Genomic DNA, 15,332 nt, shown 5'->3' on the forward strand with positions numbered 1-15,332 from the left:
TTTCAAAGGATTAAGAATTATTGTCAGCATTTTCTCCATGTTAAATTTAGCAATTTTCTTTGTCTTTCATTTGAAGTGCTTACTCTATAGAATATAGGTGTGAAATGGAGGAAGCTTTAGGATTTTCCATGGTTGTTGAATAAAATTGATTCAATGTAGGTTTATGATATTTTGAGTATTTTGACGGCATGAACGAAGTTTGTTGATTGATGGATATAGGGATTTCCATTCGTGACACAGAGAACAATTACCTTGATAGCGGGGCCAACTGCAAGTGGAAAGTCGGCTTTTGCTTTAAAAATGGCTCAAGAAAAAAATGCTTTCATCATTAATACTGATTCAATGCAGATTTATGATGTTTTAAATATTTTAACAGCACGGCCGACAAAGGCAGATACCGCAATCGTTCCACATTACCTTTATGGTTATGTGAGTCCTTCTTTGAATTATTCTGTAGGGTTATGGTTGCGTGATGTTGAGAATCTATTAACAACATTTATAGAAAAATCGTTTGTTTTTGTTGGTGGAACAGGGCTTTATTTTCGTGCTCTTTTAGAAGGAATTATAGAAATTCCTTCTATTCCGGATACTGTGCGGCAAAAATGGCGGTTTTATCTTGATGAAGAGGGGTCTGAAAGCCTTTATCGTCAATTATTGCAGGTTGATGCTGTTCTTGCTGAGAGAATTTCTCCGCGAGATGGTCAGCGTATTATACGTGCTTTGGAAGTTTATGATGCAACAGGTAAGAAGCTAAGTTGGTGGCAGAAGCAAAAAACGACACCCCTGATTGCTTCAAATTGTGTAGAAAAAATTCTTCTTATGCCACCACGTGAGTTGCTTTATGAGTGTATTCAGAAGCGATTGGAGTCTATGATTAAAAGAGGTGCTTTAGAAGAGGTGATAGCTATGAAAAAGCTTATGCTTTCGCCTTTGTTACCGGCGATGAAAGCTATTGGTATACCTGAATTTATTGCTTATTTGGATGGATATAGAAGTTTTGAGAATGCTTTCGAAATGGTAAAAACACAAACGAGGCGGTACGCAAAAAGGCAAATGACATGGTTTCGTAATCAATTTGATGAAGAATGGATGCTTACTTCTTAATAAGATAGTTCATAAGTGAGAAAGCTTTTAAGTCAGTTGATAAAAGACGAAGATATTGTAAATGAAAAGTTTTTAGCGAGATAATTTTCGATTGACGAATGGTATTGATGAAATTAGAACTTACCTCGAGAAGATGTTCTTCTTATATATTTTAGCCTTAGAGTAAGGGGGGCATCATTATAATATGTGCTTTTGCGTGTAGCTGGCTCCTTCGGAGCTTTTTTTATGAGCTCCTTTGTGGAGCTTTTTTATTTTGTTATCAAATAGGTGAGTGAGAAAAATGACACATCATCCAAGAATACAAGAGAGTATGGACGGAAAAATGATGTCGGGGGCTGAAATGGTGGTTCAAGCTCTTATTGATCAAGGAGTTAAGCATCTCTTTGGTTATCCTGGTGGAGCTGTCCTTCCTATTTTTGATATTATTTATCAACAAGATGCAATTCAGCATATTTTGGTGCGTCATGAACAAGCGGCAGGTCATGCTGCTGAAGGGTATGCTCGGAGCACAGAAAAGGTTGGTGTTATGCTTGTGACTTCTGGTCCAGGTGCAACAAATGCTGTGACACCTTTGCAAGATGCATTAATGGATTCTATTCCTCTTGTTTGTTTGTCTGGTCAAGTGCCTACAACCGTGATTGGAACAAACGCTTTTCAAGAGGCTGATACTGTTGGTATTACAAAAACTTGCACTAAATATAATTGTCTGGTTAAAGATGTAAATAATCTTGCGACAACCATTCATAAAGCGTTCTTTATTGCTCAATCAGGGCGTCCAGGACCAGTTTTAGTTGATATTCCTAAAGATATTCAATTTGCTTCGGGTATTTATAGAGCGCCTCAAATTTCTGCATCTCTGCCTTCTTGTTTGCAGTCAAAAGAAAATCTTAAGAATATCGAATATGCTATTTCTCTTTTAACAGAAGCAAAACGTCCTGTTATTTATTCTGGTGGTGGTGTTATTTCTTCGGGTTCTAAAGCTGTACAGCTTTTGCGTGATCTTGTTCAATTAGGAGATTTTCCTATTACCTCAACATTAATGGGGCTTGGTGCTTATCCTGCTTCTAGCAAAAACTGGTTGGGAATGCTTGGAATGCATGGAACCTATGAGGCTAATATGACCATGCATGATTGTGATGTTATGTTAGCTGTTGGTGCACGGTTTGATGATCGTATTACTGGACGACTTGATGCATTTGCTCCTCATGCGCGCATTATTCATATTGATATTGACCCTTCTTCTATCAACAAGATTGTAAAAGCAGAGGTCGCACTTATTGGTGATGTGGCTGATATTTTAGAGGATGTGAATCGACTCTTGCATATGCAGAAATCAATTTTTAAGCGCGAAAATTGTGATGCGTGGTGGGCCAAAATTAATCGCTGGAAAGCACGTAATTCTTTGGCATATACAGAGAAAAGAGATGTTATTATGCCACAATATGCTCTTGATCGGCTTTACGCACTTACTAAAGATGTGCATGCTTATGTCACAACGGATGTTGGACAACATCAGATGTGGGCTGCACAATATTATCGCTTTGATGAACCAAAACATTGGATGACTTCTGGAGGGCTTGGAACTATGGGGTATGGTCTACCTGCTGCTATTGGGGTTCAAATAGCCCATCCTGATGCACTTGTTGTCTGTATTTCTGGTGATGCTTCAATACAGATGAATATTCAAGAACTTGCAACAGCAGTTCAGCATAATACGCCAGTGAAAATTTTTATTTTAAATAATCAATATATGGGTATGGTTCGTCAGTGGCAGCAATTGCTGCACGGCAATCGTCTTTCTCATTCTTATACGGAATCGATGCCTGACTTTGTGAAATTGGCACAAGCTTACGGAGCGGTTGGTATCTATTGTTCAAAACCGGATGAATTGGATGATAAAATTCAGCAAATGATACACTGTGATAAACCGGTTCTCTTTGATTGTCGTGTTGATAATTTAGAAAATTGTTTTCCTATGATCCCATCTGGGTGTGCACATAATGATATGCTGTTACCTGATGAGGCGAATGATGAAGCAATTGCAAATGCTATTTCTACAGAAGGGCAGATTTTAGTATAAAATATGCTTATGCAAGAGTAGAGAATAAAGGGATAAAGAATAGAAGGATTGGATGGTTATTGATTTGATGATTTTTTTCCTCTATCTCTTATTCTTTGAGGTCGTTTAGTGCTCTTAGAGTTTATTTTTACGATTTGCACCTTTTGTTTAAAAAGGTAGTATACTCCCATCATCCAGTTATTAAGAAAGTATTTTGAGTTGTACATTCTACTACATTTGAATAGGCTTTGCATGCATTGCTTTTTATTCATCATCTGACTTTGATGGCTGTTTAGTTGTATCCTTTAAAACATGGTGAAAAAACCGGTTTTGTATATGAATTTGGCTACTTTTTTCTTAAAGAAACTCCGTTGATGATTTTCAGGTTTGTTTCAGATCGTGCTCGTGAAGATTATAATAAAGACTTATATCTTTATGCTTGTGAAGTTATGAGTTTACACAATTATTTTATTTGTTAGTTTCCATATTTGTTAACCTCTAATATTTGACAGTTCTTACAATTGAGGTGGTTCAAGGAATTTTATTCCTTAATCTTTTTGATCGAGCCACTGGAAACTCTATTTGCGGTGTGTAAGAGAATGGTTTTAATGAATTTATTATAAAGAAGATTCGAAATGAAAGGCTTTTATGATATTTAGGACTTCCATTCAATACATAGAATTATTATAATACAATGTCTTATAAAAGGATATTCTTTCCCATAAATGTGAAGAATTTATCATGAAGGTTTAGGTAAATTTTGCAGCAGTGCAATATTGAGGTGATTGAAGTATTTTTCATGAAATAATTGTACAGGAGTTGTCAATTGTGCCGTGAAAGTGATGAGATATCTCTGTCTCAGAAATTCTTAATGATAATTTTTTTTGAGAATGGTTTTGTTTCCAAAACGCTTGCTCTTTTTATGCGAATCTTATTTTGATAAACAATGCAGTTTTCACGGGAACAGGATAATGCATTGAAGGCTGTTTCTGCATGGTTAAAAGATGGGCGTTCTCCGATTTTTCGCCTCTTTGGTTATGCAGGAACAGGGAAGACGACGCTTGCACGTTATTTTGCTGAAACAGTTGATGGCTCTGTCCAATTTGCTGCGTTCACAGGTAAGGCAGCACAGGTTTTGCGTTCTAAGGGGGCGACAAATGCTTGCACGATTCATTCGCTGATTTATTGTCCGCGTGGAGAAGAAGAAGTTTCTGATGAAGTAACAGGAAAAAAATCTATTGCGCCGACATTTGCACTCAATCGGAAAAGTGCTGCTGCGCAAGCTAAGCTTATCATTGTTGATGAATGTTCGATGGTCGACGAACCGTTGGCGCGTGATTTAATGAGTTTTCGAACGCCAATTCTTGTTCTTGGTGATCCTGGTCAATTGCCTCCTATATCAGGAGGTGGCTTTTTTTCTAATGGTGAGCCGGATTTTCTTCTTTCAGAAATTCATAGGCAAGCGCGTGATAACCCGATTGTTCGTTTGGCTATGGAGGTGCGTGAAGGACACGATATTGCTTATGGTGATTATGGAGCAGCTCGCGTTATTACACGCAATGAGGTGGATCAACAACTGGTTTTGGAGGCTGATCAGGTATTGGTAGGGATTAACCGAACACGCCACCTTTATAATAAACGTTTGCGTGCGTTGAAAGGATTTACGGCAGATTATCCTCAAGCAGGGGATAAGCTTGTGTGTTTGCGTAATGATCCCACTAAAGGTTTGTTGAACGGTTCCTTATGGAAAGTAATGACGTCACAGAAAGAAACTGTTAAACCAAGCATTAATCTTCTTGTTAAACCTGAAGAAAGCGAGCGTGGAATAGCGAAGATTAAACTTTTAAAAGCAGTATTTGAAAATCCTGATCACGAGATTTCATGGGCATTAAAAAAAAGATATGATGATTTTGATTATGGATATGCATTAACTGTTCATAAAGCACAAGGTTCTCAATGGGATAATGTGGTTTTGTTTGATGAAAGTTTTGCGTTTCGTGATATGTGTGCTCGTTGGCTTTATACGGGAATTACGCGTGCAGCAGAGCGCTTAACAATTGTTCGATAGAAAAACTTATTCTCAGACATTATAATGGTGAATGTTTCTTTATTTCTGTCTTGCATAATTATATAGGGAAATGGGAGTGTGCATGGCAATAAAACTTTCGGTTAATCTTAATGCTATTGCCGTTTTACGCAATCGGCGTGATCTTCCATGGCCGAATATCAAGCATATTGGACATATAGCACTTACGGCTGGTGCAGCAGGTTTGACCGTTCATCCGCGACCAGATGAACGACATATTCGTTTTGCAGATTTGCCAGATATACACTGTTTAATTAACAGCACATTTCCTACTGCTGAATTTAATATTGAAGGTTATCCGAGCGATAGATTTTTGAATATAGCAGAAAAATATGCTGATCAGATTACTCTTGTTCCTGATGAGCCTGATCAGTCAACTTCTGATCATGGTTGGAATTTTTCTTATAGTGCAGAATTTTTAGCGCCTATCATTCAGCGGCTAAAAGAAAGAAAAATTCGTGTTTCATTATTCGCTGATCCCGTTGTTGAGGGGCTTGATATTGCTAAAGCGATCGGTGCTGATCGGGTGGAGTTCTATACTGGACCTTATGGTGGTATATTGCAGAATAAGAAAAAACAAGATCAAGAGTTACACAAACTTGTTTTAGCAGCAAGAAGAGCTAAAGAATTACAGTTAGGTATTAATGCAGGCCACGATTTGACAATTGCTAATCTTCCTGCTCTCGTTAATTGCATTCCTTGGATTGATGAAGTTTCTATTGGTCATGGGCTCATTGCTGATGCATTAGAATATGGAATGCATGAAACTGTTCAGCGTTTCATGCGGTTATTGTTATGATCCTTTCTCCTCTGTAGGAATTGGAGAGGGTGCTTATCATAGTTTATCTCAAAACGATAATTTTGCAAATTAGATACAAGTTTCGAATGTTATATAACATTTCTCTATTACAGACATTTTAATGATGAAATAGTCAAAACTGATTGTTTGCATGTTATTAAGAGAAGTTAATCTATGGATAAAATCATTTAAGAAGGATTCAAAAATTTTTTTATGAATTACTTCAATGTAAGAGCAATGCAGCATTGAGAATGTTGGTCAATAGGGTGATTGCTAGGCTGGTTTTTAGAAAAATAAAAATAGTGTGCGTAATGCGTTTTTTATTATACTATTCAGATAAAATAAAAACTAAAGTTTTGAAAATGTTTTTGATTAATGAATTACGTTGAACTTCAGTGATAAATTCATAAAAGTCTTTTCAATTTGATAAAACTTGAATGAGGCGTTTACAACGTTTATCACGACATTTGAATCGTAGCAAAAGAGTTTCAATAATTCTCAGTCAGTCAAAAAATAAAAATGTGAAGCTGTATGTGCAGATAAATAATATCAGAGAAGATTTTTGCACAAATTTAAAACAGATTTGGTTTAAGTCTTAGAACAATTTATTGTGTCGTTTCTCATAGAAAAGGAATATTGAAAGATCCACTATTATATGCTCTTGAATAGCAAAGTTTTTTGAATTTCGACAGCTATGAGAGTGTAATTAGCATCTTGTAATTGTCAGATTATTTTGACTGATCATTAATAAGGTCAGTATTAGAGTTTGTTGCTTATTATATAAAGTTGCAACATTATTTTTTATTTTTTGAGAGGAATATATTTTTATGACAATATGTGTTATGGGAACAATAAAATGTTCGCTCAATTTAAATAATTGTTGGTAAATTTTCATTTTTGAATCTATGGTAAGAAAGGCTATGGTTAGAGCTTTAGGGTTCTTGTAAGGACTACCTTAAAGAAGCTAAAAATCAGTGTCATCTTTTATAAGAAATAAAAGCTTTATATGATTTGATAGAACATTTTTAAGAACAAGAAAAAGCTTTTAGATTTATAGTAGAATGCACTGATAAGACGGATTGTGATGAAAATACCAACTTTTATAGTTTTCAAGAAATCATTACTCAGAAGTTTTTTTCACAGATAAATCTTTTAAAGTATTCTATATGACTCTTTGTAGGTGTTTTGCTATAACTCTTTAATTGTAAATTTATACCGATTCCTTATGTGCGGAATTATCTTAGATATTTTGTATAACGGATCTGCTGAAATTAAGGAGTATCGAAATAGTGTTTATATATAGAGATATAAAATTGATTTTTTGCACTTAAGTAAAGATGACTATTCCTATCCTATAATTTTTCTCATGTTATTTTATAAAATATAGATATTTTATAAAATTATTCAGATAATGTATTAGGAAGAGAAATATTTTTATTATTTATAGTTTGATAAGTACTTAAGATAGTTTTTTATTGTTTATTCAATAAAAATAGGATGAAATTTATTTATAATATTAAAAAGAAGGAAGTATTTTTATGCGTGTTTATTATGATCGTGATGCAGACGTTCATTTGATTAAAGAAAAAAAAGTAGCTATCATTGGTTATGGTTCACAAGGGCGCGCGCATGCTTTGAATCTAAAAGATTCTGGTGTGAAAAATATGCAGATTGCTTTACGTTCAGGATCTGCAACAGCTGAAAAGGCTGCTACAGATGGTTTTGAAGTTGTTAGTGTGGCTGAAGCGGCAAAGTGGGCAGACCTCATTATGATGGCAACGCCGGATGAATTGCAAGCTGATATTTATAAAGAGCATATTCATGATCATTTACGGGATGGGGTAGCGATTGCTTTTGCGCATGGTTTGAGTATTCATTTTGGTTTAATTGAACCTAAAAAAACAGTTGATGTTGTGATGATTGCTCCTAAAGGTCCGGGACATACAGTGCGTAATGAATATCAACGTGGTTGCGGTATTCCTTGCTTGATTGCAGTAGCACAAGATGCTTCAGGATATGCTTATGATGTAGCATTATCTTATGCGTGTGGTCTTGGTGGTGGACGTGCTGGGGTGATTGAAACAACATTTAAAGAAGAGTGTGAGACTGATCTTTTTGGTGAACAAGTGGTTTTATGTGGTGGTCTTGTTGAGCTTATTCGAGCAGGTTATGAAACATTGACACAAGCAGGTTATGCACCGGAGATGGCTTATTTTGAATGTTTGCATGAGGTTAAACTAATTGTTGATCTCATGTATGAAGGTGGTATTGCAAACATGAATTATTCAATTTCCAATACAGCTGAATGGGGTGAATATGTGACTGGACCACGTGTCATTACTGATGAGACAAGGACAGAAATGAAACGTATTTTGAAGGATATTCAGTCAGGTAAATTTACGTCAAATTGGATTCAAGAATATAAAGCTGGAGCAGCACACTTTAAAGGTATGCGGCGTTTAAATGATAGCCATCCTATTGAAGAAGTTGGAAAAAAACTTCGTTCTATGATGCCTTGGATAAAATCTAATGCTTTGGTTGATAAAGAGCGTAATTAAAGTTCATATAGATGATATAGTGTGATCTTATGCTTTATATATAAAAAGGGCAACAAAAGTTACCCCTTTTTTGATATTCTTAGTTTATAAAAGAACTTGAATGAAACAATAATTATATAATTAAGGTAGAGAATAAGCTTGCTTTATTTAAATACGCATATTCCATAATATTAGCTAGCTCTTTTTCGTTTATACGATGATTTGGCCTAGTAGCATGCAAAATCTTGATGACTATTCTTAAGAAAAGAAAGATAGGTTTCAATACGCTTTTTATTTGAAAGGAGATACGCGAGATCATCAGATATCAATGTATTCGAGAAATGGATTAACAGCTTGATTATTGTATAAAGTGGATTTTTTTATCAATTTACTAACAGACTAACCATCTAATGAACTATGATGAAACTGTAGTTTTAAATATTTTCTTTCTAGCTTTTCATAAATATCATTAACAAACAGTAAATTGTCTAAATCATATCAAAAAAATCATTTGTCAAAATTGAATCTATAATAGATGCCTTTTTTGAGACAATTATCCTGAAAATCATAAAAGTAAGAAAATTTTAGCGAGTCATTTGAAACAATTATATTTGTAATAACTGATTTAGCTTTTATATATCAGTATTAAAGGGGATTGGTCAAACTTCCTTAATTGTATAGATTGGTTGACCATATTTGAGTTCTGCTGAAAATAATAAATTCTCTTGTAGATTAGCAAAAAAAGAATTCATAGCTAAACCGCTATGTGTTTATTGGAATAAACTTTGAATTCACCAAAGGTTATAAAACCCAATTTTTTATAAATGCCAATTCCCTCGTGAGATGCTTGCATACCAATAACATGGCATTTCTTTCTTTTTAAATGTTCAATAGCAATTTTTGTCATTAATGTCCCAACACCTCTTTTCTGAAAATCTGGATTGGTGACAATATCATACACTCCACCAATTCCATCTGCTTTAATACAAAAACATATCGCTACAGGATTATTATTGATATAATCAACGAACATTTCTACATCAGCGGCTTTTTTATAACAACGACCTATTGTTTCATAAAATATTACCGCCTCTTCATCAAAAGGTTCGAATACTGATGCCATAACATTTCCATAATCTCTAAAATCTTGAAATGTTTCAACTTCCCTAATTTTGAAGTTATCCGGCATAGAACTAACATGTGAGTCTATGTTTTGTCCTAAAGCTGCCATTCCTACCTCTGTTTCAACATGCTCTAAACCCATAGATAAAAGAACTCTATCAACTTTATAATGAGATGAATGAGGACCAACCCACCAAGCTAAAGGAAGTTTCTCTGCATTAAAGGAGTCGATTATGGATTTTTCTTGGTCTACAGGTATCGTTTCTTGTAAATTTTTAGCAGAGATAATATTGAATGTGTCTGAAGAAAATGTTGAATTAACAGAAGACACTTTATTCGAAAAATCAATAACCTGCATTTTAGAGCACAATTTTGGTAAAAAAAACGTACCTTTGACCAAAAATTATTCTCTAACGATAGTTAATTTTTGATTTGTTTAACATTTGCTCTCTTTGTAATTGTTCATCATTTTAAATTGATCTTTTAATACTGGAACTGTAAAAAAATCCGCCAGCTCAAAAGTAACACCAAATTCTTTTAAATAAGCCTCTATAATCTGCAAGGTCGTGAAAGATTCGCTATCAATTCGCAGTTTTTTTAAGAAACCTTTCTTAAAGCACTTAAGCTCATTTCGTGACGGCGCTCATGAATGTAACGGTAAATCTATTGAGTTCTCCATCTTTATGCTTGTGAAGGAGAAAGCTGTAACCATCATTATATTTGCCAGCTCCCAATGTTTCTACAGCTCTTGCATTAAGACGATCCATAAGAGGAATTTTTAGTCCTTTCTTGTTCAGTTTTTACCTACACGCTAATCACGCTTATGAGGTGTCAGTGAGTGATTTTTATTGATTCAAGATAAACAGGGTTGAAATGAGAAAATCTTGCAATATTCGAGGTTCTCATCCAATATATAAATTAATAAATTATCTTTAAAATCAATGTTTTGCGTCTATTATTCGGAATGAAATTGATGATATAATGGGCGGCTATGTTTATCAAATCGAGGAAGATATTTGTTGTGTCTTAGGTAAAGCTAAATATTTTTCTTCATAAGAAACATCGCTGAAATTATAAAAAGTTAACATTTTAAATATGCGAAAAGGATGATTAAATTCACCCTTTTCGCGTGATATTTTTACGTACAGATTTTATTCGTTATTTTGAGTTGATTTTTTTCTTACAAATATAAAATATGTTACGCCTAAGAAAATGAACCATAATATACCATATTTTAAGGCTATGAAAGTATCAGGTTCTAATGTTAACAAATAGAGAATGAAGGCAAAGAAAGCCAAAATAACCCAGCACATAACAACGCCTCCTGGCATTTTATAGATGGATTCGTTGTGTAGAGTAGGGCGGTTGCGCCGGTAAACAATGTAGCTAATCAAAATCACAGACCATACAAATAGAAGCGCAATTACTGAAATACTGGATACAATTGTAAAAGCACTCATGATTGTTTCAGATTGCGACGCAGTTATGTATCCTAACAAAATACATAAGCAGGAAAAAATTAGAGCATTGGCTGGAACATTATTTTTAGAAATTTTTCCTAAAATTTTAGGAGCTCCTTTTTGTGTTGCAAGTCCATATATCATGCGACTGGTAGAAAAGATTCCACTATTTGCAGAGGATGCCGCCGATGTGAGAACAACAAAATTTACTAAACCAGCAGCTATCGGAATACCAGCAAGCCAAAACATCGTGACAAACGGGCTTTTATCTGGAATAACTTGATCCCAAGGTGTGACTGACATAATTACAATAAGAGACAGTATGTAAAAGAGTACAATGCGAATAGGTATTGAGTTAATTGCTTTTGGCAGAACTTTTCTGGGTTCTTTCACTTCAGCTGCAGTTGTTCCAGCAATTTCTATACCAATAAAAGAAAAAATAGCAATTTGAAATCCAGCAAAAAAACCTGCAATTCCCCGAGGGAAGATATCGCCCCCGTTCCATACGTGACTAAGAGAGGCAACGGTACCATTTGGAGAGGTAAACCCAGTTACAATCATATAAAATCCCACAACGATTAATGCTAGAATTGCTATGACTTTGATAAGACCAAACCAAAATTCAAGTTCACCGAACAATTTTACGGCAAGGAGATTAAAGGTTAAAAAGAACATAATACAAGCGAAAACGATAGCCCATGAATTGAGGGTCGGCCACCAAAAGTGCATATAACCGATGATCGCAATAATATCTGCGGCTCCTGTTACAACCCAACTTAACCAATAATTCCATCCGATAAAAAAGGCAACTCCTGGTCCTAGAAAGTCGGTTGAAAAATCAACAAGAGAACCGTATTGTGTATTAGAAAGCAATAATTCTCCCATAGCGCGCATGACAATGTACAGAGCACAACCTATAATCGCGTAAACGAGTAGGATTGAAGGACCTGCTACGCTAATTGTTTTTCCTGACCCCATGAAGAGTCCTGTTCCAATAGCGCCTCCGATGGCTAACAGTTGTACGTGACGGTTATCTAGTCCACGTTGTAGTTTATTTTGAGAACTATTTTCTAAATTTTGTTTATCACTCATCTTTTTTGAGATTCCCTTTAAATTATTTAAGATTTATTAAATCTGAAAAAGTAATCATTTATATCGAAGCATGATATAAATGAGGAGTAAAGCAGAAAAATATCTTTTACGATTTCATGTGGATAAAGAGAAATGATATAGATTTAACAAGGATATACGACTTCATTCCAAATAATGCAATAGATATTTGAGCTTTATGAGCAAAAGCTTATGGCAATGCTCATGTTTTTGATAAGGCTATAGTTTATGGCGGTAGCAATATTTATGACAATGCCAAGGTTTTTGGCTCGGCGCGCGTTGGTCCCTGTGCAAAAATTCACGATAATGCTCATGTGAGTGGCAAGACACAAATTTGCCAATTTACAACAATCTATGGCAATGCTGTGCTTAAAGAAAAGGCAACAGCAAAGTTTCTTGAGACAGATATCATTGGTTCAGGAACACCGATCCCTCTTAAATTTTTTCAAGCAAAAGAAACAAAACGCGGTGTGACTTACAAAATGTTTGGAAAAAGTGAAATCTTACCTCATGCCTTTATCAAGGGAGGGAGCTTTCCAAAGCGTGTTAAATTAAAAAGAATGAGCGGTAATGTCTTTCAAAGAGCCAATGGAGATCAATTCCCTATTGAAAAACAAAGCGGACCCTCAATTGCTGAAGTGGTGTCTAAGTCAGAAATTGCCAGTTCTATCGCACAATATGCCAATGAAAGATTAATCAAGAACATACAGCATCAGATTGCTCGTCAAGAATATGCTGCTGAGATGAAAGCTAAATAATGTCTTTAAGTTATGTTGGTGCATTACTCATTTTAATTGTAATTTTAAAAGTAGATTATCACGTTTCCTTTGGTTTTTTTCTGAATAAAATCAATGAGAATTTTACTCTTTATTAAACTTATTTTTTTATATTGAAGAGGAAATATTTAATGAGGAAAGTGAAAAAATAAGAGCTTACTCATATTTTCTATAGAGCGATCAACTCATCTTTAACGATGCGAGGGGGGTAGAAGAAGATGTTTAAATTATTTGTTTCTGTAATAATTATTATGTTTTCGCAATCTGTTTTTGCGGATGTTATCCGTGAAGTTTATCGAGCGGCTATGGAATCTCCTGAAGCAATAAAACGCGACGGTGGTTTCATACCCCGAGGGATGGATGGAACACGGCCTAATCAACCTCCACTAGATATCAATTTATGGAATCATGTGCACGGAAGTGAAACAGGAATGGCACGCTATAATTCTGGCTATGTATCTACAACAATCAATCGAGGAATTGCAATTAATTGGGTAAATAATCACCTTAATCATAATGGTTATGTTTATCATATTAGAGCCACTCCTAATTTCATTGATGTTAATGCGTCGTTAAGGCGTTATTCTCCACACCAAGATGAACAAGAAATGGCTGCGTTGGGTATGATTCACTGGAATCAAGTTATTGGATGGCAAAGAGTGAGAGGGGGAACTGTTGGTGAGTTTGTTCCGAATCCAGATTATAGAGAGCGATTATATACGTCTCTTGCAGCAGGAGGAGCTCAACCGCAACTAGCTGCTTTTCCTGATGCGCATCCAGCTTGGAGAGAACAGCCATGGTCTGAATACGCTGAGTGTGAACTTAAATCATCCTGTTCTCCTAAGAAATCACCACAGAAATTTGGAACGGATTGGTTTTGGAAATCTTATTATGCTGTATTTCCAACATTATTGCTTAGTATTGATCATGAGTAGATTACCAATGTATATATTATAACAAAATTATATATATTATTTTATAAATAAAATACCGCATAAACAATAACAGAAGCTTTATCCTATGTATTATAAGACCTTATTTTAGGGCATGAATATAAGATTAGTATACTGAATATATTGTTGCATGGCAATCAGCCACATAAATCTATAATTATTGAGAGGAGGATTGACCCATAGAGAGCTTATGAAGTGACTTTCATAAGTAATCAGCAGTAAGAATCTATCGAAAGAAGCTGGTTTACTTACCGATTAGAGATCTTAAGAATCTTTATCCTTTGTGATGAGAAGGAAATTAAATTCTAATATTTTAAATTTTAGAGAGGGAAACTATTATGAAAATTAAAGGAAAAATATTTCTATCCTTGATTATGACAATCTTAATGATAGGACCATCTATCAGCGGGCCTTATATACAAGAAGGCTATATAGTTTCGGTTCAAGTTGATATGCAGACACAGTACTGTACTTTAGAAGTAACGGATAAATCCAGTCCAAATAAACAGATAGGAACTTGGTATTGTAATAATATACCAGGAAGAGCCCTTCTTGATTTAGCTAAAATAGCAGCCTTGCTAGATAGACCAGTAGAGGTAGTTTTAAAGGATAGTAACCAAACAATGAAAGAAGTATTAGGAATTACTTTAAAACAAAATCAATAATCGAAATTGAGTTTAGGAGTACTGGTATTTTTGCAGATGCCTTCGATATTATTCTCCTTTCTGCTATAGTAAAAAAGTAAGTTGACTAGTGAGAGCTATGTTATTTAAAATAACATGGTAAAAGGGCTTTCAATGGTTGAGCGCAATGCAGAAGGACGTCAAGCACGCCGCTATTTTATTGAATGTGAAAAGAAACTAAGAAGCCAATCTGTTAATAATAATAATGATGAACATTCTCCTTTCCCAAAAGATTGGGGCAAAATGTCTCTTACTAAAAAAGCTGTCTATATTTATGGACCTCTTCACATGCATCTTGTGAAAGCCTTTACGCTAGCAGAAGAAAGCAAACATTATAAAAAGCTTGTTGAAGAAGCAAAAGAAGTTTTAGCAAGATCTGCGATACAAGCTGCTTAGATTTAGAATATGATCTCATCTTCTCCACTTTCAGAGTGGAGAGGATATTAATTTAAAGAAGATTGCCAATTATGCCGCTCTTTTTTCATAAAAAAGTCAATAAAATCAATGCAAAAGGTACTTCCCAGCGGGGTGGCTTTGTTGCGGGGCAGGCGAGCGCAAACTATCGCTAGCGACAGAATTTTTTAATTGACTGTACATTGTACACATAACACATTGATAAATAACAATTTAATGTATGAAGAAT

General features: G+C 34.9%; 11 protein-coding genes and 1 pseudogene. 9 read left to right on the plus strand and 3 right to left on the minus strand.

Annotation, left to right across the window (positions count from 1 at the left end):
- The first annotated feature begins 231 nt into the window (after window positions 1-231).
- The 5 genes from miaA (at window position 232) to ilvC (ending at window position 8,606) form a co-directional block, all read left to right on the plus strand.
- A complete protein-coding gene (gene miaA, locus ABID39_RS02545; protein ID WP_354185734.1) occupies window positions 232-1,104 on the plus strand; it encodes a tRNA (adenosine(37)-N6)-dimethylallyltransferase MiaA in 873 nt (290 codons plus the stop codon).
- Window positions 1,105-1,384: 280 nt separating this feature from the next.
- Complete coding sequence (locus tag ABID39_RS02550) at window positions 1,385-3,184, plus strand: acetolactate synthase 3 large subunit (RefSeq protein WP_354185736.1); 1,800 nt, start codon at window positions 1,385-1,387, stop codon at window positions 3,182-3,184.
- A gap of 925 nt (window positions 3,185-4,109) precedes the next feature.
- On the plus strand, window positions 4,110-5,231 hold the full coding sequence (locus tag ABID39_RS02555; protein ID WP_354185738.1) for an ATP-dependent DNA helicase: 1,122 nt from the start codon (window positions 4,110-4,112) through the stop codon (window positions 5,229-5,231).
- Window positions 5,232-5,313: 82 nt separating this feature from the next.
- Window positions 5,314-6,048, plus strand: coding sequence for a pyridoxine 5'-phosphate synthase (locus ABID39_RS02560; protein ID WP_354185740.1), 735 nt, complete (start codon window positions 5,314-5,316; stop codon window positions 6,046-6,048).
- A 1,538-nt stretch (window positions 6,049-7,586) separates the two neighbouring features.
- Window positions 7,587-8,606 carry a ketol-acid reductoisomerase gene (gene ilvC / locus ABID39_RS02565; RefSeq protein WP_354185742.1) on the plus strand — a complete coding sequence of 340 codons (1,020 nt, stop codon included), beginning with the start codon at window positions 7,587-7,589 and terminating at the stop codon, window positions 8,604-8,606.
- Between the two features lie 733 nt (window positions 8,607-9,339).
- Here the strand turns inward: ilvC and ABID39_RS02570 are convergent.
- The 3 genes from ABID39_RS02570 to ABID39_RS02580 all read right to left on the minus strand — a co-directional run bounded on the left by ABID39_RS02570 (window position 9,340) and on the right by ABID39_RS02580 (window position 12,259).
- On the minus strand, window positions 9,340-10,065 hold the full coding sequence (locus ABID39_RS02570; protein ID WP_354185744.1) for a GNAT family N-acetyltransferase: 726 nt from the start codon (window positions 10,063-10,065) through the stop codon (window positions 9,340-9,342).
- Window positions 10,066-10,333: 268 nt separating this feature from the next.
- Window positions 10,334-10,474: a hypothetical protein gene (locus ABID39_RS02575; protein WP_354185746.1), complete on the minus strand. Its 141-nt coding sequence runs from the start codon at window positions 10,472-10,474 to the stop codon at window positions 10,334-10,336.
- A 384-nt stretch (window positions 10,475-10,858) separates the two neighbouring features.
- Entirely contained in the window at window positions 10,859-12,259 is a 1,401-nt protein-coding gene (locus ABID39_RS02580) for an amino acid permease (protein WP_354185748.1), read from the minus strand.
- 386 nt (window positions 12,260-12,645) lie between these two features.
- Here ABID39_RS02580 and ABID39_RS02585 point away from each other — a divergent pair.
- The 4 genes and pseudogenes from ABID39_RS02585 to ABID39_RS02600 form a co-directional block, all read left to right on the plus strand.
- Window positions 12,646-13,035: pseudogene (locus ABID39_RS02585) on the plus strand (hypothetical protein); the annotation flags it as partial.
- Between the two features lie 236 nt (window positions 13,036-13,271).
- Entirely contained in the window at window positions 13,272-13,988 is a 717-nt protein-coding gene (locus tag ABID39_RS02590) for an enterotoxin A family protein (protein ID WP_354185750.1), read from the plus strand.
- 356 nt (window positions 13,989-14,344) lie between these two features.
- Entirely contained in the window at window positions 14,345-14,671 is a 327-nt protein-coding gene (locus ABID39_RS02595; protein ID WP_354185752.1) for a hypothetical protein, read from the plus strand.
- Between the two features lie 132 nt (window positions 14,672-14,803).
- Entirely contained in the window at window positions 14,804-15,085 is a 282-nt protein-coding gene (locus ABID39_RS02600) for a hypothetical protein (RefSeq protein ID WP_354185754.1), read from the plus strand.
- The last annotated feature ends 247 nt before the right edge of the window (window positions 15,086-15,332 follow it).

The organism is Bartonella japonica (assembly GCF_040545385.1).
GTDB lineage: Bacteria > Pseudomonadota > Alphaproteobacteria > Rhizobiales > Rhizobiaceae > Bartonella > Bartonella japonica.

Coding starts and splice junctions, on each gene's coding strand:
- ABID39_RS02550 (WP_354185736.1), top strand. CDS start 1,385: ATGACACATCATCCAAGAATACAAGAGAGTATGGACGGAAAAATGATG.
- ABID39_RS02600 (WP_354185754.1), top strand. CDS start 14,804: ATGGTTGAGCGCAATGCAGAAGGACGTCAAGCACGCCGCTATTTTATT.
- ABID39_RS02570 (WP_354185744.1), bottom strand. CDS start 10,065: ATGCAGGTTATTGATTTTTCGAATAAAGTGTCTTCTGTTAATTCAACA.
- ABID39_RS02560 (WP_354185740.1), top strand. CDS start 5,314: ATGGCAATAAAACTTTCGGTTAATCTTAATGCTATTGCCGTTTTACGC.
- ABID39_RS02575 (WP_354185746.1), bottom strand. CDS start 10,474: ATGGATCGTCTTAATGCAAGAGCTGTAGAAACATTGGGAGCTGGCAAA.
- ilvC (WP_354185742.1), top strand. CDS start 7,587: ATGCGTGTTTATTATGATCGTGATGCAGACGTTCATTTGATTAAAGAA.
- ABID39_RS02555 (WP_354185738.1), top strand. CDS start 4,110: ATGCAGTTTTCACGGGAACAGGATAATGCATTGAAGGCTGTTTCTGCA.
- ABID39_RS02590 (WP_354185750.1), top strand. CDS start 13,272: ATGTTTAAATTATTTGTTTCTGTAATAATTATTATGTTTTCGCAATCT.
- ABID39_RS02580 (WP_354185748.1), bottom strand. CDS start 12,259: ATGAGTGATAAACAAAATTTAGAAAATAGTTCTCAAAATAAACTACAA.
- ABID39_RS02595 (WP_354185752.1), top strand. CDS start 14,345: ATGAAAATTAAAGGAAAAATATTTCTATCCTTGATTATGACAATCTTA.